Annotated in this window: 23 protein-coding genes and 1 pseudogene; 13 read left to right on the top strand and 11 right to left on the bottom strand. The window is 63.8% G+C overall.

Annotation, left to right across the window (positions count from 1 at the left end):
- The first annotated feature begins 41 nt into the window (after window positions 1-41).
- Window positions 42-1,028, top strand: coding sequence for a zinc-binding dehydrogenase (locus ACFPB1_RS08485; RefSeq protein ID WP_379224009.1), 987 nt, complete (start codon window positions 42-44; stop codon window positions 1,026-1,028).
- A gap of 151 nt (window positions 1,029-1,179) precedes the next feature.
- Window positions 1,180-1,539: a DUF1304 domain-containing protein gene (locus tag ACFPB1_RS08480; RefSeq protein ID WP_379224007.1), complete on the top strand. Its 360-nt coding sequence runs from the start codon at window positions 1,180-1,182 to the stop codon at window positions 1,537-1,539.
- Between the two features lie 72 nt (window positions 1,540-1,611).
- Here ACFPB1_RS08480 and ACFPB1_RS08475 read toward each other — a convergent pair whose 3' ends face one another.
- Window positions 1,612-3,015: an S-layer homology domain-containing protein gene (locus tag ACFPB1_RS08475; RefSeq protein ID WP_379224005.1), complete on the bottom strand. Its 1,404-nt coding sequence runs from the start codon at window positions 3,013-3,015 to the stop codon at window positions 1,612-1,614.
- Between the two features lie 307 nt (window positions 3,016-3,322).
- Here ACFPB1_RS08475 and ACFPB1_RS08470 point away from each other — a divergent pair, with 307 nt between their 5' ends.
- A complete protein-coding gene (locus tag ACFPB1_RS08470) occupies window positions 3,323-4,183 on the top strand; it encodes a DUF6597 domain-containing transcriptional factor (protein WP_379224003.1) in 861 nt (286 codons plus the stop codon).
- Window positions 4,184-4,271: 88 nt separating this feature from the next.
- Window positions 4,272-4,697, top strand: coding sequence for a VOC family protein (locus ACFPB1_RS08465; protein ID WP_379224244.1), 426 nt, complete (start codon window positions 4,272-4,274; stop codon window positions 4,695-4,697).
- A 177-nt stretch (window positions 4,698-4,874) separates the two neighbouring features.
- Here the strand turns inward: ACFPB1_RS08465 and ACFPB1_RS08460 are convergent, their stop codons facing one another.
- A complete protein-coding gene (locus tag ACFPB1_RS08460) occupies window positions 4,875-5,948 on the bottom strand; it encodes a lactonase family protein (RefSeq protein ID WP_379224001.1) in 1,074 nt (357 codons plus the stop codon).
- A 246-nt stretch (window positions 5,949-6,194) separates the two neighbouring features.
- Here ACFPB1_RS08460 and ACFPB1_RS08455 point away from each other — a divergent pair, with 246 nt between their 5' ends.
- Both ACFPB1_RS08455 and deoD read left to right on the top strand, forming a co-directional pair.
- Complete coding sequence (locus ACFPB1_RS08455; protein WP_379223999.1) at window positions 6,195-8,267, top strand: HelD family protein; 2,073 nt, start codon at window positions 6,195-6,197, stop codon at window positions 8,265-8,267.
- A 174-nt stretch (window positions 8,268-8,441) separates the two neighbouring features.
- Window positions 8,442-9,155: a purine-nucleoside phosphorylase gene (gene deoD / locus ACFPB1_RS08450; protein ID WP_379223997.1), complete on the top strand. Its 714-nt coding sequence runs from the start codon at window positions 8,442-8,444 to the stop codon at window positions 9,153-9,155.
- Between the two features lie 239 nt (window positions 9,156-9,394).
- On the opposite strand, the gene ACFPB1_RS08445 is transcribed toward deoD, so the two are convergent.
- Window positions 9,395-10,180 (bottom strand): helix-turn-helix transcriptional regulator, encoded by a 786-nt coding sequence (locus tag ACFPB1_RS08445; RefSeq protein ID WP_379224242.1) that lies wholly within the window; start codon window positions 10,178-10,180, stop codon window positions 9,395-9,397.
- Between the two features lie 8 nt (window positions 10,181-10,188).
- Between ACFPB1_RS08445 and ACFPB1_RS08440 the strand changes: the two genes are divergently transcribed.
- Entirely contained in the window at window positions 10,189-10,950 is a 762-nt protein-coding gene (locus tag ACFPB1_RS08440; protein WP_379223995.1) for an MFS transporter, read from the top strand.
- 5 nt (window positions 10,951-10,955) lie between these two features.
- Here ACFPB1_RS08440 and ACFPB1_RS08435 read toward each other — a convergent pair whose 3' ends face one another.
- From ACFPB1_RS08435 to ACFPB1_RS08425, 3 genes and pseudogenes are all read right to left on the bottom strand, one after another.
- Window positions 10,956-11,885, bottom strand: coding sequence for a LysR family transcriptional regulator (locus ACFPB1_RS08435; RefSeq protein ID WP_379223993.1), 930 nt, complete (start codon window positions 11,883-11,885; stop codon window positions 10,956-10,958).
- 287 nt (window positions 11,886-12,172) lie between these two features.
- Window positions 12,173-12,401 (bottom strand): annotated as a pseudogene (locus ACFPB1_RS08430) (SDR family oxidoreductase); the annotation flags it as partial.
- 733 nt (window positions 12,402-13,134) lie between these two features.
- On the bottom strand, window positions 13,135-13,668 hold the full coding sequence (locus ACFPB1_RS08425) for a hypothetical protein (protein ID WP_379223991.1): 534 nt from the start codon (window positions 13,666-13,668) through the stop codon (window positions 13,135-13,137).
- 196 nt (window positions 13,669-13,864) lie between these two features.
- On the opposite strand from ACFPB1_RS08425, the gene ACFPB1_RS08420 reads away from it, so the two are divergent.
- Window positions 13,865-14,644, top strand: coding sequence for a (2Fe-2S)-binding protein (locus ACFPB1_RS08420; RefSeq protein WP_379223989.1), 780 nt, complete (start codon window positions 13,865-13,867; stop codon window positions 14,642-14,644).
- A 188-nt stretch (window positions 14,645-14,832) separates the two neighbouring features.
- Here the strand turns inward: ACFPB1_RS08420 and ACFPB1_RS08415 are convergent, their stop codons facing one another.
- On the bottom strand, window positions 14,833-15,720 hold the full coding sequence (locus ACFPB1_RS08415) for a LysR family transcriptional regulator (RefSeq protein ID WP_379223987.1): 888 nt from the start codon (window positions 15,718-15,720) through the stop codon (window positions 14,833-14,835).
- A gap of 132 nt (window positions 15,721-15,852) precedes the next feature.
- On the opposite strand from ACFPB1_RS08415, the gene ACFPB1_RS08410 reads away from it, so the two are divergent.
- The 4 genes from ACFPB1_RS08410 to ACFPB1_RS08395 all read left to right on the top strand — a co-directional run bounded on the left by ACFPB1_RS08410 (window position 15,853) and on the right by ACFPB1_RS08395 (window position 18,217).
- The gene (locus ACFPB1_RS08410; protein WP_379223985.1) at window positions 15,853-16,524 is read left to right on the top strand and encodes an O-methyltransferase; all 672 of its coding nucleotides are present in this window, start codon (window positions 15,853-15,855) and stop codon (window positions 16,522-16,524) included.
- A 203-nt stretch (window positions 16,525-16,727) separates the two neighbouring features.
- On the top strand, window positions 16,728-17,231 hold the full coding sequence (locus ACFPB1_RS08405) for a MerR family transcriptional regulator (protein ID WP_379223983.1): 504 nt from the start codon (window positions 16,728-16,730) through the stop codon (window positions 17,229-17,231).
- A gap of 1 nt (window position 17,232) precedes the next feature.
- Window positions 17,233-17,670: an SRPBCC family protein gene (locus ACFPB1_RS08400; protein ID WP_379223981.1), complete on the top strand. Its 438-nt coding sequence runs from the start codon at window positions 17,233-17,235 to the stop codon at window positions 17,668-17,670.
- A 73-nt stretch (window positions 17,671-17,743) separates the two neighbouring features.
- Window positions 17,744-18,217 (top strand): SRPBCC family protein, encoded by a 474-nt coding sequence (locus ACFPB1_RS08395; protein ID WP_379223979.1) that lies wholly within the window; start codon window positions 17,744-17,746, stop codon window positions 18,215-18,217.
- A 152-nt stretch (window positions 18,218-18,369) separates the two neighbouring features.
- Here the strand turns inward: ACFPB1_RS08395 and ACFPB1_RS08390 are convergent, their stop codons facing one another.
- Window positions 18,370-18,573 (bottom strand): hypothetical protein, encoded by a 204-nt coding sequence (locus ACFPB1_RS08390; protein ID WP_379223977.1) that lies wholly within the window; start codon window positions 18,571-18,573, stop codon window positions 18,370-18,372.
- 386 nt (window positions 18,574-18,959) lie between these two features.
- Between ACFPB1_RS08390 and ACFPB1_RS08385 the strand changes: the two genes are divergently transcribed.
- Window positions 18,960-19,805 (top strand): aminoglycoside adenylyltransferase domain-containing protein, encoded by an 846-nt coding sequence (locus tag ACFPB1_RS08385; protein WP_379223976.1) that lies wholly within the window; start codon window positions 18,960-18,962, stop codon window positions 19,803-19,805.
- Window positions 19,806-19,920: 115 nt separating this feature from the next.
- On the opposite strand, the gene ACFPB1_RS08380 is transcribed toward ACFPB1_RS08385, so the two are convergent.
- The 3 genes from ACFPB1_RS08380 to ACFPB1_RS08370 all read right to left on the bottom strand — a co-directional run bounded on the left by ACFPB1_RS08380 (window position 19,921) and on the right by ACFPB1_RS08370 (window position 22,292).
- Window positions 19,921-20,616, bottom strand: coding sequence for a metal-dependent hydrolase (locus tag ACFPB1_RS08380; protein WP_379223975.1), 696 nt, complete (start codon window positions 20,614-20,616; stop codon window positions 19,921-19,923).
- Between the two features lie 318 nt (window positions 20,617-20,934).
- Entirely contained in the window at window positions 20,935-21,720 is a 786-nt protein-coding gene (locus ACFPB1_RS08375; RefSeq protein WP_379223972.1) for an anti-sigma factor domain-containing protein, read from the bottom strand.
- Window positions 21,717-22,292, bottom strand: a complete 576-nt coding sequence (locus ACFPB1_RS08370; protein ID WP_379223970.1) for an RNA polymerase sigma factor — start codon at window positions 22,290-22,292, stop codon at window positions 21,717-21,719. Before ACFPB1_RS08370 ends, ACFPB1_RS08375 begins: the two co-directional genes overlap by 4 nt.
- Window positions 22,293-22,356 lie beyond the last annotated feature (64 nt).

Genomic DNA, 22,356 nt, shown 5'->3' with positions numbered 1-22,356 from the left:
TATGCTTGAGGGAAAATCACATTATAAAAGGGGTCTTTTCGATGATGAGATCAATCGTTCTGCTCGCCCCCGGCGAGCCGCATACCATGACGCTGGCGGAGCTGCCGGTTCCCGAGCCCGGGCCGGGCGAAATCCGCGTCCGCATCAAGGCCGCCAGCTTGAACCCGGCGGATTACAAACTGGCCAAAAACGGGCATCCGGCCTGGACATACCCGTTTGTGCCCGGACTCGACGCCGCCGGCGTCGTAGACCGGGCCGGCGAAGGCGTCGCGCAGTGGCGGGAAGGCGACCGCGTCGTCTACCACGGCAGCTTCGTTCGGCAGGGCACCTTCGCCGAATACGGCATCGTCAAGGCGAACGCGGCCGCCCGCATCGCGGAGGGGCTCTCATTCGAAGAGGCGGCGGCGTTCCCGTGCGCGGGGCTGACGGCTTATCAGGCGCTGACCCGCAAGATGAACCTCAAGCAGGGCGCCTCCATTCTCATTCACGCGGGCGCAGGCGGCGTCGGCGGGTATGCGATCCAGCTGGCGAAAGCGTTCGGAGCGGGACAAATCATCACAACCGCCTCGGCCGCCAATTTCGACTATGTGCACACGCTCGGCGCTCACGCCGCGATCGACTACACGGCGGAGGACGTCCGCGAACGCGTCCTGGCGCTGACGGACGGCCGCGGCGTCGATTACGCGCTCAATTCGATCAACCGGCAGTCGGCGCAGGCCGATCTATCGCTGCTCGCCTTCGGCGGCCAGGTCGCCTGCATCGCGGGCGCGCCGGAGACCGTGGCCGATTTTCAGCCGTCCCACAAGACGTTCACGGTGCACAAAATGATGCTCTCGGGCGCATACCTGGCCGGCGACGAACGGGCGGAGACCGAGCTCGGCGTTATGGCGGAGCAGTTCATGGCGCTGATGACGGCCGGCAAAATCGTGCCGATGATCGAGAAGCGCATCTCGCTAGAAGAAATCCCGGGCGAGCTGACCCGGCTCTCGCAGCGGCATGTCCGGGGCAAAATCGTCGTCGTCCTTTGACGTGTCCCGACCTGCATCTATCAATAATCTATCAATACGACAGGTGCAGCAGAGCGCGCAGCCGCACCTCGGCGGCAATCTCAATCTTCGTGTCTAGCAGCTTTCATGCTAATATAAAGGTGAAAGACGCATACATATCGAGGAGGACCCGATGATACTCGCCGCCATTTTCGTAGGATTGGTCGCACTGGAGCACGTGTACATCTTGGTGCTCGAAATGTTTCTATGGACGACGCCGCGCGCGATGAAAGCTTTCGGCACGACGAAGGAAGAAGCGGAAACGACGAAAGCGCTCGCCGCGAACCAGGGGCTGTACAACGGATTTCTGGCCGCTGGACTCGTCTGGGGGCTCGTGCATCCGGACGAGACGACCGGCCGCGCGATCGAGCTGTTTTTCCTGATCTGCGTCTTGGTCGCTGCGCTGTACGGCGGCGCGACGGCGAAGCGCTCGATCTGGCTCGTGCAGGGTCTGCCGGCGCTGATCGCGTTGATCTTCGTGCTGGTCCGATAAACGTTACGACGCACGCGCAAAAGAGGCTGCCCATAGGGCAGCCTCTTTTGGTTTTTCGATCGCTGCTGCGGTTTATTTCGCTTGCGGGTACTTTTCCAGTGCTTTCACGGCGCTGGCGATTTCGTCGGCTGCTTGCGCTTGCGTCAATTCGGCTTTCGGATCGAGCTTGCCGTCTGCGTCCAGCTTGACGATGCCGAGGTTCAACGCCGTTTGTGCGGAGCCAGAGTAGAGCACGTCGAGTTGGTCGCCGTCTTTGATGTCGACCGGCGCGACCTTGATCATCGGCAGCTTGCCGCTCTTTTGCAGGCTTTGCACCAGCACGTGCGTGAACGCTTCGCGCGTTACTTTTTGGTCCGGATTCAGGTCGAAGCTCTTCAGGTCGACCGTGATGCCGAATTGCTTGCCGATCAGGTCGGCGCCTTGTGCTGCGGTAACCGGCGCGTTCGCTTCGGCCGGCGCTTGGTGAGCTTTCAGGTATGCCGTCGCTTTGTCGATCGCTTCAAGCGCCGCGGAACGCGTCATTTCCGCTTTCGGATCGAAGGCGCCGTCTTCGTTCAGCTGCGCGATGCCGTATTTCAGCGCGCGCTGGATGGAGCCGGAATAGACGACGTTGATTTGGTCTTGGTCCTTGATGTCCACGACGACCGGGTTGATCAGCGGGAGCTTGCCGGCTTTCTCAACGGAACGGACGAGCAGGTCGACGAATGCTTCGCGCGTCAGCGCGGCGTCCGGCGCGACGTCTTCGCCGAGCTCGACTTTGGCGCCCAGCGCGCCGCCGATCAGATCGGCGCCCTGCGAAGCCGTCAGCGTGCCGTCGACGACCGGTGCCGGGTGAGCTTTCAAGTACTCAAGCGCGTTGTAGATTTCCTCGGCCGACTCGGAGCGGGTGATCGCGGCTTTCGGTTTCAGCTTGCCGGTCTTGTCCAGCGCAACGACGCCGTATTTCAGCGCGCGTTGGATCGCGCCGGAGTACTCCACCTTGATTTGATCGCCGTCCTTGATGTCGGCGACGACCGGATTGATCATCGGCAGCTTGCCGCTTGCTTCCATCGCGTGGATGAGCATGAACGTGAATTCTTCGCGCGACAGCTTCTTGTTCGGCTCGAGGTCCGCTGGAAGGCCGATGTTGTTAACGGCAGCAATGATGAGCGCGTCCGCGTACCATGCGTCGTCCTTGGCGTTCGCGAAATAATCAGTCGCTTTCGGCTCTTTGAAGAAACGGACGAGATCGAGGTTCAGGTCGAGCGCGTTCACGATCAGCTGCACGCCTTGAGCGGCGGTCATCGTCGCGCGAGGCGCGAACAGTTCGGAACTCACGCCTTTAACCAGTCCTCTCTCCTGCAGGGAAATGATTTTATCCTTCGCGACGTCGCTTGCGAGGTCAGTGAATCCGGCTGCAGCGAAGCTCTGGCTGGCGAACGTGAGCGAGAGAGCAGCGGTAGCGGTCAGGGTTAGCATTTTGAATGGTTTTTTCATTTCTTTCACCTCTAGGGAAGTAGTTTTTTCCTGTCACACAGCCTCAGACGGGCCTAGCTTCAAAAAGGTTGCAAGGCTGCATGAAAATTTTGTCGAGCGCGCCGGGAACGGATGCCGGAAGCCGGAAGCACCGCCGCTCGCCGCTTGCCGAAGCGATTGTCGTTCGCGGGGGTTCGCTGCCTGCAGAATCGCCAACTTCCGCGGGATTCAATCGCGGGACGGGACAGTCGAGGGATACGGCGGCTTCCGTTCCGGAACGGGATGGATTACAATCGAACCAACATCACGGGAAGGAGCGATGGCGTTCATGGAAGCATACCGTCCGCTGCAGCCGCCGATGCTTCAAATCGGGTTGACGGACGCGGATTATCGCTATCGGGAGTACGAGCCTTGCGAGGCGCTGCGTCCGTACGTCGCCTGCTACTGGACCGTCGACGTTCGCGCGCCCGTCGGCTCCGGCCGCCACCGGGTCATACCGGACGGCTGCGTCGACATCATGCTGGAGCTCGGCCGGCTGCCGCGAGGCGGCCTCGGCGCGTTCGCCGCGGGACTCATGACCGGGTTCGATACGCCGGAGCTCGGAGCGGAACGGTCCGTGTTCGGCATCCGATTCTATGCGGAGACGGCCGCGCGCTTCCTTCGCCACCCGGTCGCCGGGCTGGCGTCCGATCCCGTGCCGCTGGACGCGCTCTGGGGCGGCGAAGCGGCGCTGCTGCTGGAAGAAGCGCGCGGCGCTCGCGGCATCGCGGACGTCATCGGGCGGGTCCAACGGCGGCTGACGGCGCTGCCGCAGCGTGCCGCGCTGGAGACGGACACGCTGATCCGCTCCGGATTGCGGCTCATGCACGCGAGCCGGGGATGCCTGGCCGCCAGCGACCTGGCGGCGCATTATCATTGGAGCGAGCGGAACGTTCGCCGCATCTTCAAGCGGGAGCTCGGCGTCGGGCCGAAGAAGCTGCTCGGCATCCTGCGCTTTCAATATGCGCTGCAAGCCTTGCGCCGCGGCATCCCTGCGAAGCGCGTCGAGGCGGCGCTGACGCACGGCTATTACGACGAGTCCCACTTCGCCGCCGATTTCAGGCGGTTGTACGGATTGCCGCCTCGTCTCGTGTTCGACGGGCAAAGCCGTCCGTTTTCTACAAGCGGGCTTGGCGCAGAAGCGCGATAATGGACTTGTTCGCCCGGGGAGGCCTTGGCGCGGGCTCGCGGGCGACGGCATGGAATGAGAGGAGATGAACGAAGAGATGAACGATCGGATGAAACCGCGGATTACGGTGTTGACGCTGGGCGTGGACGATCTCGAGCGATCGCTCCGGTTCTATCGCGACGGGCTCGGCCTGGCGACCGAAGGGATCGTCGGAGAGGAATTCGAGCACGGGGCGGTGGCGTTCTTCGACCTGCAGGCCGGGATGAAGCTGGCCATCTGGCGCCGGGCGGATATGGCCCACGAGACGAAGCTGCCGCTTGCGCCGCCGAGCCCGACCGAATTCACCATCGGGCATAACGTAGGGAGCAAGGCGGAGGTGGACCGGGTCATGGCGCTCGCCGGGAAGGCGGGGGCGACGATCGTCGATCCCGCGCACGACGCGTTCTGGGGCGGCTACTCCGGCCATTTCCTGGACCCCGACGGCCATCTGTGGGAAGTCGTCTGGAATCCCGCCTGGGAGCCGGACGAGGACTAACGCGGGATGGATCCGCGTGTATGCGACGAAGCAAAGGCCGCCCGGCGTCGAACGAATCGACACCGGGCGGCCTTTTGCTTTGAGGCGAGCGCGGTCTATGATGACGACGGCGCTCGCCGGTTTCGTCCGCCGGCTGAATAGCCGCGGTGGCGCTCGACGGGACGGGGACGGTTGAAGCTACAGCGCCGCGAAGCGGACGCATACCGGCTTGGACACCTGCAGCTCACTTCCCGTCGGCCGCAGCTTGCCGGTCTCGGCGTCGCGGGCGAACGTCACGACGTTGTTGCCGTCGCGGTTCGCGACGAGCGCGAACCGCCCGTCCGGCGAGATGCCGAAGTTGCGCGGATGTCCGCCGAGCGTCGGCGCGTACTCCACCGGCTCCAGCCGGCCGCTCGCCGGGTCGACGCGGCAGACGGCCAGGCTGTCGTGTCCGCGGTTGGAGCCGTACAGGAACTTGCCGTCCGGCGACAGATGGATGTCCGCCGTGCCGTTCTCGCCCTCGTAGCCGTCCGGCAGCGTCGAGATCGTCTGCATGGCGGTCAGCGTGCCCGCCTCGGCGTCGTAGCCGTAGACAGTAATCGTGCTGTTCAGCTCATTGATGCCGTAGCCCGTCGGCAGCTCGGGATGGAACACGAAGTGGCGCGGACCCGAGCCCGGCGCGATGCTCGTCTCGGAATGCGGCGCCAGCTTGCCGTTCGCAAGGTCGAGCTTATAGACGAACAGCTTGTCCAGGCCGAGATCGGATACGACGGCGTAGCGGTTGTTCCGGTCGACGATGACTGAATGCGCGCGCGCCTGGGTTTGGGCCGGATGCACGCTGCTGCCGTGATGCCGATGAATATCGGCTACGGGGCCGATGCGGCCGTCCGGCAAGATCGGCGACAGGCCGATCATTCCGCCGTGATAGCTCGCCGTCATCGCGAACCGGCTCGTCCGGTCAAGCGTAATGTGGCAGGTCGTCGCCGGCAGCGTAATCTCTTCGTTCAAGCGCTCCAGCCTGCCGGCTTCCGGATCGAACCGGAACGCGGCGGCCGCTCCGACGCGGTGTCCATCCGCGTCCTTGCTTTCCATGATCGTATACAAGGTCCGGGCGGAATCGGCCGGGACGAGGAAGGTCGGGTTTTGCAGGCCGGCCGCTTGATCGAGCAGCGTCAGCGCCCCGGTCTCGGTGTCGTACGCGCACGCGTAAAGCCCGGGACCGTCCGCATCCGCGTACGAACCGATAAAGGCAAAGGATTGTGTTGCCGCCATGGTCAGGCACCTCCAAATCGAATGGGCATGCTACGGTTGCATTTTACCATTATTCGAAGGAAAAGGCATCCCGGACGCAAAAAGTCCCTCCGTTCGCGAAGAACGGAGGGACGTATCGGTAACGTTGTACAAGGTTTTTTGGACCCACGTACATTACATAATAATACGGCCGTCAGGATAAGTCTATACTTTTTTTCATTTCCCTCTATACTTAGGCTTACTTTACCGAGGAAACGGGGGATCGCAATGGTGATGAACGAGACGGAAGCGGAAGAACGGCGGCATTTGGCGGAGACATTGGCCCGGCTGCGGGACGTGCTGCGGGAAACGGAGGCGCGCATCGACGGCACGCGAAGCGGCGTCCTCGAAGCGAAACGGTACGTCTGGGCGAACAGGGACCAGCTTGATCCGGCGGAACGGGCGGCCAACGCGGTCGACATCTCGCTCGCCGTCGACCGCGGGGAGAAGGATATGTCGAAGCGGGAGCGACTGAACAAGCAGCTGGCCTCGCCATATTTCGGGCGCGTGGATTTTACCCCTGACGGCTGGACGGCGGCCGAAACCTATTACATCGGCGTGCATGCGTTCGGCGACGCGGACGGCGGAGCGGATCTCGTCTACGACTGGCGCTCGCCCATGGCCAGCTTGTTCTACGATTCCCCGATCGGGCAAGCCCGGTATGAGGCGCTTGCGGGCGAGATCGCGGGCCGCGTCGGCTTGAAGCGTCAATACCGGATCGAGCGCGGGGACATGGCGTATATGCTCGAAAGCGCGGAGCGTATCCATGATGAGGTGCTGCAGCGGGAGCTCAGCCGGACGTCGGACGAGAAAATGAAGCAAATTGCGGCGACGATTCAAGCGGAGCAAAACGCGGTCATTCGCAACGAGCGCGCGAACGTGCTGATCGTGCAGGGCGTCGCCGGTTCCGGTAAAACGTCCGTCGCGCTCCACCGCATCGCATACATGCTGTACCGCCGTAAGGAGACGTTACGCTCCGCGAACGTCATGATTCTGTCGCCGAACCGCGTCTTTGCGGACTTCATCTCGAACGTGCTGCCGGAGCTCGGAGAAGAGCGCATCGCCGAAACGTCCGCCGCGGACATCGCGAGCCGCGAATTGAAAGGCATTTGCGACTTCGAGACGTTCGGCGAGCAGCTCGCGGAGCAGGTTTCCGGCTCGGACGAAGCTCTGCCGGACAGAATCCGATTCAAGGCCGGCATCGCGTTCGTGCGCGCGCTGGACGAATACTTCGCGCATCTGGAGGCGGAAGGCTTCACCGCCGAAGCGATCGCGTTCGGGGACGTGGAGATCGGGGAGACGGCGGTTGCCGAAGCTTACCGGGGCGCGGCCGGTCTGCCGGTCAAGCCGCGTCTGGCCAAGACGGCGGCCGTGCTCGCGGCGCAGGGCCGGACCGTGCACGGCGACAAGCTGAAGCCGGCCGCCGCGAACCGGATCAAAACGGCCGTTCGCCGGATGTTCCGGACGTTGGACCCGCTTGCGTTATATCGGGACTTCTACATCTTCATCGGCGCCCCGGAGATGTTCAAGCCCAAGGCCAAGAAGAAGGTCGAATACGCCGACGTCTATCCCTTGATCTATTTGAAGCTCCTGCTGGAAGGCGCGGCGGGTTACGAGGCGGTCAAGCATCTGGCCGTCGACGAGATGCAGGATTACACGGCCGTTCAATTCGTCGTTCTGGCCCGGTTATTCGCCTGCGGCATGACGATCGTGGGCGACGAGAACCAGCCGCTTGATCTGAACGCGTCGTCGACGCTGAACACGCTCCGGGCCGTATTTCCGGCGGCGGAGACGGCCGAGCTGCTGAAGAGCTACCGCTCGACGGCGGAGATCATCGCGTTCGCCCGGCGAATCGCGCCCGTGAGCCGCATCGAGCCGGTCGAGCGCCATGGCGAGCAGCCCGTCGTCATGCGCACGGCGGACGAAGCGGAGGAAATCGAACGGATCGGCGACGCCATCGCGGCCTTTCGATCGTCCGGACACCGGACGCTAGGCGTCGTGTGCAAGACGGAGGCGCAGGCCGAACGGCTGCACGCGGCGCTGCTGGCGCGGCATCCCGGCGTCCATCGGCTGGGCTTCGGCAGCACCGGGTTCCGGGAAGGCGCGGTCGTGCTGGCGGTGCCCGTCGCCAAAGGGCTGGAATTCGACCGGGTCGTCGTGCCGTTCGCGAACGCGGAGACGTATCGGACGGAGTCGGATCGCAGCTTGCTGTACATCGCCTGCACGCGAGCGCTACACGAGCTGGCGCTGACCTTCTCCGGCTCGCTCTCGCCGTTCGTCGATACCGGGACCCGGCCGTAAGCCGGACCCCGCCCGGCGTTCGCCGGCACCGATTTGCCGCATGTTGTAAACGGTCCCTGTTCATATTATGATAGGGGGCGAAGTTCGAAGATTCGCTAATCCGGCATACTTACATAGATCGCGACGATGAAGGACATGCTTGGGCTAACTTTACCTACGATGGAGGATTTCCGAATGAGTATTCATATCAACGCCAAACCGGGCGAGATTGCCGAGACGATTCTGCTGCCGGGCGATCCGCTGCGCGCGCGGTACATCGCCGAGACGTTCCTCGAGGACGCACGCTGCTACAACGAGGTGCGGGGCATGCTCGGCTTTACCGGCCGTTATAAAGGGCACCGTATATCCGTGCAGGGCACGGGCATGGGCGTGCCGTCGATCAGCATCTACGTGAACGAGCTGATCCGCGAATACGGCGTCAAGCAGCTCATCCGCGTCGGCACGTGCGGCGGCATGCGCGAGGACGTCAAGGTGCGCGATGTCATTCTCGCCATGACGGCCACCACGGATTCCGCGGCCAACCACCAGCTGTTCCCGGGCTTCACGTTCGCGCCGGCCGCGGATTTCGATCTGCTGCACCGGGCCTACCGGGCGACGGTCGAGAAGGGGCTGGCGGTCAAAGTGGGCAACATCCTGACGGCCGACAACTTCTACCGCGAAAGCATGGATCCGGTCAAGAAGCTGGCCGACTACGGCGTACTCGCGGTCGAGATGGAGTCTTCGGCGCTGTACACGATCGCCGCTCGCCACGGCGCGAAGGCGCTGTCCGTGCTGACGGTGAGCGATCACCTGTTCAGCGGCGAAGCGGATACGACGGCGGAGGAACGCCAGACGACGTTCAACGATATGATCGTCGTAGCGCTCGAGGCGGCCGTCCAAAGCGTGTAGCGCGCAAGCTGGCTGCGGCGCCAAAGAGCAACAACCAGCAGCCATAGGGCCAATGATCCAAACAGTTAAACAGTCATACAAGCCAAGCATTGCGGCGAACAGCAAACCCCCGAGCGTATGATGCGCTCGGGGGTTATTCGTCGTGTTGCCAGAGACGCCGTCGGCTGGCCGCCGGGAAGGCTTGGCTCCGTTAGCGCGAGGCGGATCGGTCAACCGATGTATCGGGGCGTCCGTCCGATCTACCGGGAAGCGCCGTCCACCTCCAGCAGCGCGCGCATCCGGGCCGCCGTCTCCTCGTCGTCCGGCAGGTTGACGGTCGCCGTCAGATGCGCGGCGTCCGAGACGAGAAACGAGATTTGCTCGAAGACAAGACGGCCGGCCGCCGCATGATGGTTGACCTTCTTGCCTTCGGGACCGGCCAGCACGTCGTGCTGCGGCCACCAGGCCGCGAATTCCGGGCTGATCCGCGTCAGCTCCCCGATCAGCGCGACCCACCGCGGGTCGCCGGGGTAGCTGGCGTAGCCGGCCCGGAAGACCGCGAGGCGATGCCGGGCGTGCGCCTCCCACTTGTCGCGCAGCAGCGCTTTGACGCCGGGCGAGGTGAATGTGCGCCAGAGCGAATTGCGCTCGCGGTCGTCCAGCTCTTCGTACGGACCGTAGAGCAGACTGGCCGCCCGGTTCCAGGCGACGACGTTCAGCCGTTGGTCCGTGATGTAGGCCGGGCTCGCGCCCTGCAGATCCAGGAACCGCTGCAGCGCGGGATCGACGCCGGGGATGCCGGACGTCCTGCGGGCCGGCACCTGATCGAGCGCCAGCAGATAGAGATGCCGGCGTTCGGGGTCGTCCAGCCGGAGCGCGCGCGCCAGGCTGTCCAGCACCTGCGCCGAGATGCCGATGTTCCGGCCTTGCTCCATCCACGTGTACCAATCGACGCTTACGCCGGCGAGCTCCGCGACTTCGCCGCGCCGCAGCCCCGGGGTCCGCCTTCGCCCGCCCGGCGGCAGCCCGACCTGCTCCGGCGACAGCCGCGCGCGTGCTCACGGCCTTCGCCGCCATCGTCGCGCTGTCTTACGCGCTCATGCAAGGCGGAACGGACGGCTGGCGCTCGCCGCGCATCGTCGCGGCTTTCGCGCTGGCGGCGGCGGGCGCCGCCGCCTTCGTAATCGCCGAGGCCCGCGTGAGGTCGCCGCTGCTGCCCCTGCGGCTGCTGCGCAAGCCGGCGGTGGCGGGCGGCCTCGCCGCGGGCATGACGATCAACGTCGCGCTATCCGCCCTTTTGTTCGCGCTGCCGTATTACGGCCAGCGCGCGGGCGGGATGTCCGCGCGCGACGCCGGCCTCGCGCTGCTGCCGATGATGGTGCCGCTCGCGTTCAATCCGATCCTGACGGGGCGGCTCGCGGGGCGGATCGGCACGAAGCTTCCGACGGCAGCGGGCTTCGCACTGGCGGCGGCCGGCGCGCTGCTGCTCTTCATGGCGGACGGGCGAATAGGCGGCGCGCTTGCGTTCGCCGGTCTCGTCCTGACCGGCTTCGGCGTCTCCTTCGCGATTCCGTCCATCATGACGGCCGTAATCGCCGCTGCCGCGCCGGAGGAGACCGGTACCGCGTCGGGCGCGCTGAACGCCGCCCGTCAGCTGGGCGCGACGATCGGCGTGGCGCTGGCCGCGCTGGCGTTAGGCCTGCACGCCGAGCTGGAGGCCGGCATGCGCGCGTCACTGCTCGGCATGGCCGTCCTGCTGCTCGGCGGCGTGCCGATCGCGCTCTTCGGCATGGGCGGCGCGCGGCGTTCCCGCTGACGACGCTACGCTTCCGGCCTCGCGTCCGAGAGCCCAGAAGCGGCCCGATCGCCGCGCGACCATTCGTCGACGAACGCGATGAACCGTTTGGCCGCGGGCGAGAGATAGCGGTCCCGGCGCCATTTCAGCCCGAGCTCCCACTGCCAATCTTCCGCGTCTTGAATCGGGAGCCAGACGAGGCCTTCGAGCAGAAGGCCGGGCGTCCGCGGGAGCACCGATACGCCGAGGCCGGCCTTGATGAAGCCCGCGACGGTGATGAGGTCCTCGGCGTCATACGCCGGAGCGAGCGCGAAGCCGGCGTCGGCGGCGATGGCGCGCGCCCGGACCGAATCCCGCAGGCCGCAGTTTTTGCTCAGCCCGACGAATGGCTCGCCTGACAGCTCCGTCAGGCGGACCGATGCCCGGTCTGCGAAGCGATGCCGTTCGGAGACGACGACGTAGAGCGGCATCCGCCGGATGACGATCCATTCGCGGTCGTCCATCACGGTTTCCTTGGACGTGACGAGCAGGTCCGAACGGCCGCTCTCCAGCTGTTCGTCGATGTCGGCGTTGTCGCCTTGAATCAGCTCGAAGCGCACTTTGGGATACCGTTCGAGATAAGCCGTGACGAGCGCAGGCACGAGGTCGACGCCGAGGATATTCAGATAGGAGAGCGGAATGACGCCCGTATCGGGGCTGGACGATTCCTCGATTTCCTGCATCCCTTTGCGGATGCTCGTCAGCGCCTCGTCGACCCACTTCGCGAACGCGGCGCCGTACCGGTTCAGTCGCAGGTTCCGCCCGCCGCGGTCGAAGAGCGGCACGCCGAGCTCGTTTTCCAGCTTGGAAATGGCATGGCTGAGCGCCGGCTGCGTCACATTCAGCGCCTTCGCGGCCATCGTCATATGCTGAAGCCGGGAGACGGTCAGAAAATAGTCAAGCTGCGTGAGTTCCATTCGCCGCGCTCCTTCGTCCATGAATACTAATAATCGTTTCGCTTCTTACTATAACGCAAGCGTAATAATCGGATCAAATGCGCAAAAAAACACGCCGATCCGGCGTGCTAACTTGCTGCGCGGGCATAAATTGCTGTTGTCGGCCATCGTGTTAAGACCCCATTTACGGGGTCTTTTTCCGGTTGCGATGCAAGTGATAGACCGTGCATGCGGAAACGTTGCGGCGAAGGAAGCCGCGGCAGGAGGATTCTGTCCCCCGATCGCGTCCGCTTCGATCGTGTCCCGGGCTAGGTCTCGGTCATGACGCCGCCGTTTACGTGCAGCACTTGGCCCGTCACGAACGACGAGTCGTCGGAGGCGAGATAGACATAGGTTGGCGCCAACTTGAACGGTTGGCCGTCTCGCTTCATCGGCGTTTCCAGCCCGAACGTCTTCACGTATTCCGCCGAGTAGCTGGGACAGGATGAGCGGCGTCCAGATCGGGCCGGGCGGGCGCGGGGCGCTGGCGTTGGCGCGCGGGGCACTGGCGGCTGGCACGGGGCGCTTGCGCTGGCGCGCGGGGTGCTGGAGTGCTGGACGCGGGGCGCATGCGCTGGCGGCGGGGCGCTGGAGTGCTGGACGCGGGGCGCTTGCGCTGGCACGAGGGGTGCTGGCGCCCCAGCGGCTGGCACGCTGGCGACTGGCACAAGGCGCTAACGGCTAGCCACGCCCTGGCGACTGGGGCGTTTATGCTGGCGCGCGGGGTGCTGGAGTGCTGGACGCGGGGCGCATGCGCTGGCGGCGGGCACGGGGCGCTAACGGTTACGCCCTAGCGGCTAGGCACTACTAGCGCGCAGCGCCCGGTTCGCTCACGGACCATAGCCCTCTCTCTCGCCGGCCGTCCGCCTAAGCTTTCGCGGACAGGAAAGCCGCTATTTCGCCGAATCGGCGGTAATTTGATGTTTGGCGGACACAGGCGCCGCTATTTGCCGATTTTCAGGCAAAACAGCGCCATTTTCGGCGAATAGCGGAACGTGCGGCCGCTCATTTCAAAAAGCGGGCGATCCGATCGCAATAACGGCTTCTGTGTCCGCGAAACCCCGCGCGATCCATTGCCTGACCGGATCCTTGAGCCGGAAATCCGCTCTTCTCCACTACTATTCTCCAGGCGGATAACCCGGAATCATCGGTGGACTTCCGTGGGTGTAACCGGCCGGCAAGGAGGCACGCGCCGAAGGTTGCCGGCCGGCGGGGGAGCGGACGCTGTCGCCTACACCGATGAGAAAAACCGGACGAGGCCGAGCAGCGCAAACCCGAGCAGCGACGCGCCCGCGCCGATGCCGGTCACGGCGCTGTTCGCGACCCGCAGCCGCGGCGCGATGAAGGGGGCCGCCGCAGCGATGGCGACGAGCAGCGCCGCCAGCACGTACAAGCCGGCATCGTCAAAGACATGCCGCAGCCCAATGAAGTGCAAGCCGACGATGAACGCGATCCACGGCGCGACGTAGCCGGAGCGCTTGCGGCGGATCAGCAGATAGGCGCCGATGCCGCAGACGACGATTTCCGCGTAGACGGAAATCAGATAGCCGCGGAGCGAGCCGTCGTCCGCCAGCGCGGAAGGTGCATCCCAGTGCGTGATGCTTAAGTAGGCGCCGTACAGGCAGAGCAGCAGCGCCGCCCCGGAAGCGATTCCGAGGTACTTGCGCCACTGCGGGCGCGGGTTTTCCTGGGCCCAGCCGAACCAAACGAAGCTGAACAGGCCGAAGATGGTGACATACATGGCATGATCGCGGACGAAGTCCATTTCGAATCTCCTCTTGGAATTGCGGATGGGGAGTTCCGTTAGCCGCGAAAAATTGGAAAATAATAGAACTCCACTTCTAGAATACCATGAAAGGGGCGATTGTGTACCCTGCAGTGATATGTTAAGATATTGAAAGTGATAATCATTATCATGTGGGGGCGAATGAACCTTGACGAAGGCTTACGATTTTTCGTTGGTGAAGACCTACTTACATATTTCGCCGGAAGGCGTGGACCACGTGCTGGACGAAATGCCGGCGTCCGGCTTCTTCGACGCGGCCCGCTTGGACGAGATGCTGCGCAAAACGGGGGAGCTCGTGCAGGCGACCGACTACAAGCTGCCGGGCTCGTTCTTCGGCACGACGTTGTGCCATCTGAGCGTGACGAAGCTGATTTTCCTCGCAATGTACGGCAAGGTGCTTCGGCTGGACCTCGATCGCCTGACCTTCCAGATCGACTACGAGGAAGGCCATGGCCATCCGCATCTGGGCTACCGGCTGGGTGAGATCGTCGCGCTGGAGCTGCCCGAAGCGAACGCTGACGGCTTCGTGACGGAGGATTGGCTCGCGTTCGTAACGGACACCGCGGTGCCGGCCGTCCGCGCGATCGCGCAAGCTTCGCGCATGAACGCAGAGGTCATCTGGCAGCAGTTCGGCGGCATCGCCGGCATGGTCAAGGACTTCGTGCATCAGATGCAGCTGCCCGCGGAGGCGGTAGAACGGTTCGATCATCATTTCCGGCTGCTGTCCGAGGCGATCCCGGCGGAGGCGTTCGGCCGCAAGCGCAACCCGTTCCAATGGGAGACCCGCTACGTCGACAATCCGTACCAGCCCGGCGAGCGCTGGGTGATGCGTTCCGGCTGCTGCCAGTACGACCGCCGCGAGGGCGGAACCAAATGCTTCGTCTGCCCGAGCATGACGCCGGACGAACGGGCCTGCGAGGTGCGGCGCATCCAGTCGGAATCCGCCGCCGTGTAGCCCCGCGCGAAAAAAACGGCTAACTCGTATAATGCTGCCTTGCCGTATGAACGCCACTTATACTATGCAATTCGGCTTATCCTAGTAAACGCAACTTATCCTACTCAAATCAACTTATCAGAAGCCGTTCCATTCACCTCGCGCACCGGGGCAGGGAACGGCTTTTTCACGCCGCTGCAGGAGCCGGGTCAGGCTTCGCTGCGGATGAGGTTCACGAGGTTGGCCGCTGCGGCGGGAAGGGGCTCGTCCCTGCGCGTGCAGACGGCGATCGAGTTGACGAGCCGGATATCCTGCACATGGACGCGGCACAGCTCGCCGCGCCGGACGTACTCGCGCACGACGAGCGACGAGACGAAGTTGGCACCGTAGCCGGCGATGACGGCCATGATCGCCTCGTGCAGCCCGTTGAACTGCAGCGGGATGCGCGGCGCGGGGACATTGTACGTCCGGCAGAGCGCCAGCAGCCGCTCGCGCGTCGAGCTGCCTTCTTCCCGCATGACGAACGGCTCTTGCATCATGTCGCGAAGGGACACCTCCCGGTTCGCGTACGGGTGGTTCGGCGCGACGACGAACCATAGCTCGTCCTGAAACAGCTGCTCGGCCAGGATCGCGTCGGGATGCTCTTCCGTCAGTCCGCCGTAGAACGCGATATCGGCGTCCATGTTCAAGAGCTGGCGGAACGCGTCGGCGGAATTGGTCGTCGTGATCGTCATCTCGACGTTCTCGTAGCGCTGCTTGAATTTGGCGATCCAGGCGGGGATGAGAAACTGCGCGGGCAAATACGTCGCGGCGATCCGAATATGGCCGCGCGCGCCGCCGCGGAACTCCTCGCAGTAGTGCTCGATCTGCTGCTCCATGGCGAACAGCCGCCTGGCAAGCAGCGCGAGTCCGGCGCCGGCCTCGGTCAGGGCGATGCCCCGTCCGCTCGGCTGCAGCAGCGTCATGCCGAGCTCCTTCTCGAATTTCTTGACCTGGGCGGTAATAGCCGGCTGGCTGATGCTCAGCAGCTCGGAGGCCCGGGTCACGCCCCCCGTGGAGGCGATCACGTGAAACAAGCGCAAGGCGTGCAGGTTCAATGGAAGGCTCCTTTCCATCCTTTTTATACATTTAATATATGAGTCGGAGACTAAGATATATTTTATTTATCATTATAGAGGCCTTACAATGGAATTGGAAGCTCAATCCATACGGATAAGGAGAGGATCAGCATGAACGAAGCCTTTACGTGGAGTCTTGTCGACGAGTATATCGAGGACCGCCTCCTCCCGCGCGATCCGGCGCTGGATCAGGCGCTGGACGCGAACCGCCAAGCCGACCTGCCGCCGATCGACGTGTCCGCCGCCCAGGGCAAGCTGCTGCAGCTGTTCGCGCGCATGGCCGGCGCGAAGCGCATACTCGAGATCGGGACGCTCGGCGGGTACAGCACGATCTGGATGGCGCGGGCGCTGCCGGCGGACGGCGCGCTGGTGACGCTGGAGCTGGACCCGCTCCATGCCGCCGTCGCCGCCGCGAACGTGGCACGGGCCGGGCTGGACCGCATCGTCGACGTCCGCGTCGGCCCGGCGCTGGAGGAGCTGGCGAAGCTGGACGCGGAGGGGGCGGCGCCGTTCGACCTGATCTTCATCGACGCGGATAAGCCGAACAATCCCGCGTACCTGCAGTGGGCGCTGCGTCTCTCGCGTCCCGGCACGGTCATCGTCGGGGACAACGTCATCCGCGAAGGGGCGGTGATCGAGCGCCACAGCACGGATCCGCGGGTGCAGGGCGTCCGCGCCTTCTTCGACCTGCTGGCGCAGGAGCCGCGCATCTCGGCGACCGCGATTCAAACCGTCGGGGGCAAAGGCTACGACGGCTTCATGATCGGCATCGTGAACGGTTGACGGGTTCGCGGGCCGGACGATTGCCCCTGCGGCGCTTCCGCTTGAAGCACCGCAGGGGCGTTTTGGCGTTTTGGGGGCGGGCCGGCGGCAGCCCGTCGAAATTTTTTTCGCGATTCGGGGATAAGGTGCTTGCACCTGACGTTACGTCATGTTTTATAGTAATGGTACCGGTAAATCTGAAGCGCGAACGAAAGGGGATGGTTATGAAGCGGACATGGAAGGTCGGCGAGCTGGCGAAGCTGACGGGCTTGACCGTCCGGACGCTGCGGTTTTACGACGGGATCGGGCTGTTCTCACCGTCGGCGTTATCCGAGTCGGGACACCGGTTGTACAATGAAGCGGATATTGCGCGGCTGCACCAGATATTGGCTTTGAAGGACTTGAACCTGTCGCTGGACGAGGTGAAAGCGATCCTGTCCGGCGGCGAATACAGCCCGTTCGACATCGTCGCGGAGCAAATGGCCCGCGTGAAGGAGACGATTCGGATCCAGCAGAAGCTGCTGGGCGAGCTGGAGCACGTCGCCGACCTGATGGCGGCGAAGGATTGGCTGTCCGTGGACGATTTCCTCGGGTTGCTGCAGACGATGAAGATGAGTCACGAGAAGTACGTGTTCGAACGGAAGCGAAGCGTGGAGAGCAGCCTGGACAGGCTGGGCGGCTTTCTGGACGGCGAGCTTGCGGACGAGCCACTAGAGGAGGATACCTGAGATGACGAAACGCACTGTAGAACATACCCAATTTACCGTGGAACGCGTATACGGCGCGAAGCCCGAGCGCGTGTTCGCGGCGTGGTCGGATCCCGCGAAGAAGGCGCAATGGTTCGCCAAGGCCGACGTATTCGAGTTCCGCGTCGGCGGCCGCGAGTGCAACCGGGACCGGCTGCCCGACGGCATGAGCGTGAATTTCGAGGCGCAGTATCAGGAGATCGTGCCGAACGAGCGGATTGTCTACTCGTATGCGCTCGATCTGGACGACGCCCGGGTATCGGTCTCCGTCGTCACCGTGGAGCTGCGGCCGGCGGACGGCGGCACGAGGCTCGTGTTCACCGAGCAGGGCGCGTTCCTGGACGGCCGCGATACGCCGGCGATTCGGGAGCACGGCACCGGCATCATGCTGGATGCGCTGGGCAAGCTGGTAGCGGAGTAATCTTGGCGGGCTGCAGGCAATACCGGCGGCGGATTCGGCCAGCCGACCCAAATTCGAGGAAAGCAGGGATCTAATGATGAACGATATGACCAATCAAGGAACGATCGCCGCGGGCGAGAACGAGCTTGTCGAGGTGCGCGTCATCGATGCGCCGCGGGAAACGGTGTTCCGCGCGTGGACGGATCCGGCGCTGCTCGCGCGGTGGTGGGGACCGCGCGGATTCACGAATACGTTCAGCAGCTTCGATCTCCGGCCAGGCGGCACGTGGGAATTCGTGATGCACGGCCCAAACGGCACGGATTATCCCAACACGAACGTGTTCGTGGAGATCGTGCAGCCCGAGCGGATCGTCCTTAAGCATATCAAGGCACCGGTCTTCGTGCTGACCGCGTTGTTCGAGGACGTCGATGGCATGACGCGCGTCGTGTTCCGTCAGCAGTTCGAGACGGCGGCCGTGTACGAGCAGGTGAAGGTCTACGCAGGCCGAGGAAACGAAGAGAATTTGGAGAGACTGGCCGAGGTTGTCGCTGGCCTGTCCGCGGACTGAATCGAGCCAAGGGGATCGGATTCAAAGCCGTTCCGCGGGCTCGGGCAACGATGTTGCGTACAAGAGGGCGGCTGCTGACGGATGATTCCGGAAGCGGCCGCTTTTAGGATTGTCCGCTCACCGGCGGCCGGCAGGAACGGATCAGCCAGCCTTCAGCCGTCGCCGAGCTGCCGAAGCGAGGACGCGTGCACAATGCCGGCAATCGGGACGAACCGGATGCCATCCGCATGCCGCAGGGTAACCGTCCAGCGCGTCAGGTCCTCGACCAAGCCCGTCAGCCGGTCGCCTTCGTCCGTCTGAATCGTGACGAGCCGCCAATCCTCCTTGGCCTGCATCAGCTTCGTATGTAAGGTCATGCTACCTCCTACGGATCGCCGCGCGCGAGGCCGGGCGCGGCGGAATGGGTCGCGGCCGCTAAGAATCGGAACCGCGTTCGGGTCGGGTAGGGATGGAAATGCGTATCGCGTAAAGCGCTTTCGGAACTCACTCATAAGATTCGGACGACCGTCCCCCGGACCGGCGGTTGGACGCCGATTATGAGGCGACGGACCCAGCCGGCGCCGGCGAACCAATCCGTCGGAACTAGGTGCTGGCGGGCAGACAGCCAGCGCGTAAAACGCGAAAGACGGGCATGGAATCTTTCACTTTTTGAAAACGATTGCGGCACGTATCATGGGGAGGGGAAGCCGGGCGCGCCGAATGCCGCTCTTCCGCGCTTCCCGATCATGAAGGAGGTGCCGAGATGGATGAGCGTTTGCCGGAAGCCGTTCGCGCCGCCATGCGCAGGCTGGGCGAATCGCTGCAAAGCCGGTTGCCGGATGTCGTGGAAGCCGTGTACGTGTACGGCTCGGCCGCGCTAGGCGCGTATGTCGCGGGCTCGAGCGATATTGATTTTCTCGTCTTCGTGAAGCGGGCGCTGACGCCCTCCGAGCACGAACGGATTCGCGACGCGCACGCGGAGCTAGAACCGGCGCTGGGCGGAACCGAGATCATGGGCGCGTATATCCGGGTGGAGGATGCGGGCAAGCCCGCCGAAGCGCTCCTGCCGATTCTTTCGTACGCCGAACGCAGTCTCAAGACCGACGGGACCGGCGACATCAACCCGGTCACCTGGTGGATTCTTCGCAAATGCGGCATCCGCGCGTATGGCCGGCCCATCGCCTTTCGCTACGAGCTGTCATCCGAGGCGCTCGTCCGTTACGTCATCGGGAACATGAATACTTACTGGGCCGGGTGGATCGCCCGGTTGGAGCAAATTCGGCAGTCGCCGGAAGCCGCGGAGGAGACCGCGGCGGCGAATAAGCTGGACTTCGCTGTGGAATGGTGCGTCCTCGGCATGCTGCGGCAGTGGTATACGATTCGCACGGGCGACGTAACCAGCAAGATCGGCGCCGGGGTATACGGCCTTGCGCAGCTGCCCGAGCGGTGGCACGGTCTCGTCCGCGAAGCGATGGCCCTCAAGCGGCTGGAGCCCGCCGGGCGGATCGATTCGCAGCTCAAGCGGCTGGAGGAACTCATCGGGCTGCTGAAGTTGATCCAGGCGGAGAGCAACCGGTCTTGGGGAGAACGTTATGCCGGCGAAGGATGAACATATCGTGGTTGCGTACGACCGGCCGCCGCACGCCAAAAAGCCGGAACCCGTCAGGTTCCGGCCAATTGCATAGGCCTGTCCGCGTATCGGCGAGAGAATGCCGGTGCCGGACTTAGACGTCGAGCTCGTCGCCCGGCGCCATCGCCTTGCCCTTCAAGCCGCGCTCTTCGAGCTGGCGCACGAACAGCTCCGCGTCCTGGTTGATGCCCGGGAACGTGCTGTGGTGAATCGGCACGGTCAGCTTCGCGTTGTACCACTCCGCCGCCTGGAGTCCGTCCTCCGGCCCCATCGTGTAGAAGTCGCCGATCGGCAGGAACGCGACGTCGATCGGATGGCGTTCGCCGATCATCTTCATGTCGGAGTACAGCGACGTATCGCCCGCGTGCAGGATCGTCAAGCCCTCGGCGAAGATCAGGAAGCCGGCCGGCATGCCGGCGTACAAAATCTGCTTCGTTTCTTCGATGACGATGCCCGAGCTGTGGAACGCCTGAACCATTTTCGCCTTCGCGAAGCCGAGGTCGATCGTGCCGCCTATGTTCATGCCGACGGCGTTCTTCACGCCTTGCCACGACATATATGTCGCGAGCTCGACGTTGGACACGACCGGAGCGTCATGGTTCGCTTGGGCGATCGGAGCCGCATCCAGGATATGATCCATATGGGCGTGCGTCAGCAGGACGGCGTCGGTTTGAATGTCTGCCGGCTTGACGGTCGCGACGGGATTGCCGCTCAGGAATGGATCGATGACGAGCGATTTGCCGCCCGTATGGAGTTGCAGGCAAGAATGCCCGTGATAACGGATTTTCATAACATCGCGCTCCTTAATGGTGTTCCTTACGATTATACTGCCATGTTTAATAGTGACATAAATGCGGGGGCGATTTCAAATCGAATCCGTCCGTCCGGCTGAAGCGACGATCAGCGAAGGCTGTCGGAGACTTCGGGCCTATGCAGACCGGGAGCATGAGCCGCAAGCAAAACCGCAACTAAAAAGCGAAAATCGGATGCATGCCCGCAACTAAAACCGCCCTTCCGGCGGCCCAGCGTGCGGCCGGTCGCGGAAGGGCGGCGAAAGCGTGCGCGGCGACCGCATGCAATCCGATCGCCGCGTTTCGTTAAGGCTCGGCTAGACCGAGCCGTATAATTTTTGTCCGCGCGGCTGGCTGCCGCGGTCGTCCGGCTCAAGCGTGATGCCGATGGCATCGAAGTCGAGGCTCTTGCCATGGATCGGCATCGCCAGCAGCCCGATGCCGCGGCTGTCCCGGCCGATCCGGAACGTGCCCGCGCTGCTGCGCTGCCCGTCCTTGACCAGCCACACCTGATAGGCTTCCTCGCCTTCGGTCGGCGGCGCGCCGAACACGTAGACGACGAACTGCCGGCTCTGCCCATTGTCGATGACGCAGGCGACGCCGGAGGAATTCCCGGCGTCCGGCGACGCGGGCTTCAGCGCGACCAGCTGCTCGATGTTGGACGCGGAGACGTTCAGCGCCTGTTCGATCGGCAGCGGGTCCTGCGCCTGCTCGCGGCGAAGCTCGACGTTCCATACGGACAGCAGCACGATCGCCGCGGCCGCGGCCGCGAGCAGGGCGGCCATCGGCCTGCGGCTCCATGCCGAGCGGGGACGGCGGTCGGCCGCAGCCGGCCGTTCCGGTCGGATCTCCGGGCCGCGGCGGGCCCCGGCGGCCCCGCGGACGGCGTCCATGACTTCCTGCTTCAGAGATGCAGGGGGTTCCATCATATCCATAGCAGCGGGAAGCGCCTCCCAAACGAGGTTCAGATCCTCAAGCTCCTGCCTGCACGCGTCGCAGCCGGGGAGATGACGCTCGAAGGCGCGCCGTTCTTCGTCGCTGCACAAGCCGGCCACGTAGCTGAAGCAGTCTTCGCATTCCGGCCGATTTCCACGATCCGTCATCCCGTTCCCACTCCTTCCGCGGACAGATGTCTTCGCAATATTTTCAACGTCTGATGCAGCCTGTTCTTGACCGTTCCGAGCGGCTGGTTGTAGAGGGCCGCCAGCTCGCTCAGCGTGTAGCCCTGCCAGTAGAAATGCTCCAGCAGCGTAATTTGCTGCTTGCTCAAATGCCGGTACGCGCTTCGGATCTGTTCCTTCACGAATTGATGCTCCGCCAGCTCTTCGGGCGTCTGGCTTCGCCGGTCGGGAATGCGTTCGAGATCCTCGCGCAAATAGTGGACGATGCCGAGATTATCCCTGCGCCGCTTGCGCAGCAGGTCGGCCGTGAGGTTGCGCACGATCGTAAGCAGCCAGCTCGTGAATTTCCCTTTGTCGGGATCGTAGCCCGATTCGGTCGTCCACAGCCGGAGAAAGACGGCCTGCACGATATCCTTGGCGGCCGCTTCTTCCTTCAGCGCTTTCCAGGCAAAGGAATAGACGAGTCCCGCATGCCGGTCGTAGAGCTCCGACAGCGCGGCGTGCTGCTTGCCTTTGACGAGAAGCATCAATTCGTAATCGGACAGATTTTGCATCGGGCAGCCTCCAAAACAGGCAGGTTATAGTCTTCATTGTAACGGGAACGGAGCATACGCGCAC

This window comes from Paenibacillus sp. GCM10023250, from assembly GCF_042653205.1.
Classification (GTDB): Bacteria; Bacillota; Bacilli; order Paenibacillales; family Paenibacillaceae; genus Paenibacillus_Z.
Note: the sequence above shows the minus strand (reverse complement) of the source record. Positions and strands in the feature narration are given on the sequence as shown.

Excerpts from the sequence above, each read along its gene's own strand:
- ACFPB1_RS08400 (WP_379223981.1), top strand. The coding sequence starts at position 17,233 with ATGACGAAACGCACTGTAGAACATACCCAATTTACCGTGGAACGCGTA.
- ACFPB1_RS08435 (WP_379223993.1), bottom strand. The coding sequence starts at position 11,885 with ATGGAACTCACGCAGCTTGACTATTTTCTGACCGTCTCCCGGCTTCAG.
- ACFPB1_RS08380 (WP_379223975.1), bottom strand. The coding sequence starts at position 20,616 with ATGAAAATCCGTTATCACGGGCATTCTTGCCTGCAACTCCATACGGGC.
- ACFPB1_RS08390 (WP_379223977.1), bottom strand. The coding sequence starts at position 18,573 with ATGACCTTACATACGAAGCTGATGCAGGCCAAGGAGGATTGGCGGCTC.
- ACFPB1_RS08385 (WP_379223976.1), top strand. The coding sequence starts at position 18,960 with ATGGATGAGCGTTTGCCGGAAGCCGTTCGCGCCGCCATGCGCAGGCTG.
- ACFPB1_RS08370 (WP_379223970.1), bottom strand. The coding sequence starts at position 22,292 with ATGCAAAATCTGTCCGATTACGAATTGATGCTTCTCGTCAAAGGCAAG.
- ACFPB1_RS08470 (WP_379224003.1), top strand. The coding sequence starts at position 3,323 with ATGGAAGCATACCGTCCGCTGCAGCCGCCGATGCTTCAAATCGGGTTG.
- ACFPB1_RS08475 (WP_379224005.1), bottom strand. The coding sequence starts at position 3,015 with ATGAAAAAACCATTCAAAATGCTAACCCTGACCGCTACCGCTGCTCTC.
- ACFPB1_RS08375 (WP_379223972.1), bottom strand. The coding sequence starts at position 21,720 with ATGACGGATCGTGGAAATCGGCCGGAATGCGAAGACTGCTTCAGCTAC.
- deoD (WP_379223997.1), top strand. The coding sequence starts at position 8,442 with ATGAGTATTCATATCAACGCCAAACCGGGCGAGATTGCCGAGACGATT.
- ACFPB1_RS08465 (WP_379224244.1), top strand. The coding sequence starts at position 4,272 with ATGAAACCGCGGATTACGGTGTTGACGCTGGGCGTGGACGATCTCGAG.
- ACFPB1_RS08395 (WP_379223979.1), top strand. The coding sequence starts at position 17,744 with ATGATGAACGATATGACCAATCAAGGAACGATCGCCGCGGGCGAGAAC.
- ACFPB1_RS08410 (WP_379223985.1), top strand. The coding sequence starts at position 15,853 with ATGAACGAAGCCTTTACGTGGAGTCTTGTCGACGAGTATATCGAGGAC.
- ACFPB1_RS08455 (WP_379223999.1), top strand. The coding sequence starts at position 6,195 with ATGGTGATGAACGAGACGGAAGCGGAAGAACGGCGGCATTTGGCGGAG.
- ACFPB1_RS08480 (WP_379224007.1), top strand. The coding sequence starts at position 1,180 with ATGATACTCGCCGCCATTTTCGTAGGATTGGTCGCACTGGAGCACGTG.
- ACFPB1_RS08405 (WP_379223983.1), top strand. The coding sequence starts at position 16,728 with ATGAAGCGGACATGGAAGGTCGGCGAGCTGGCGAAGCTGACGGGCTTG.
- ACFPB1_RS08425 (WP_379223991.1), bottom strand. The coding sequence starts at position 13,668 with ATGGACTTCGTCCGCGATCATGCCATGTATGTCACCATCTTCGGCCTG.
- ACFPB1_RS08460 (WP_379224001.1), bottom strand. The coding sequence starts at position 5,948 with ATGGCGGCAACACAATCCTTTGCCTTTATCGGTTCGTACGCGGATGCG.
- ACFPB1_RS08485 (WP_379224009.1), top strand. The coding sequence starts at position 42 with ATGATGAGATCAATCGTTCTGCTCGCCCCCGGCGAGCCGCATACCATG.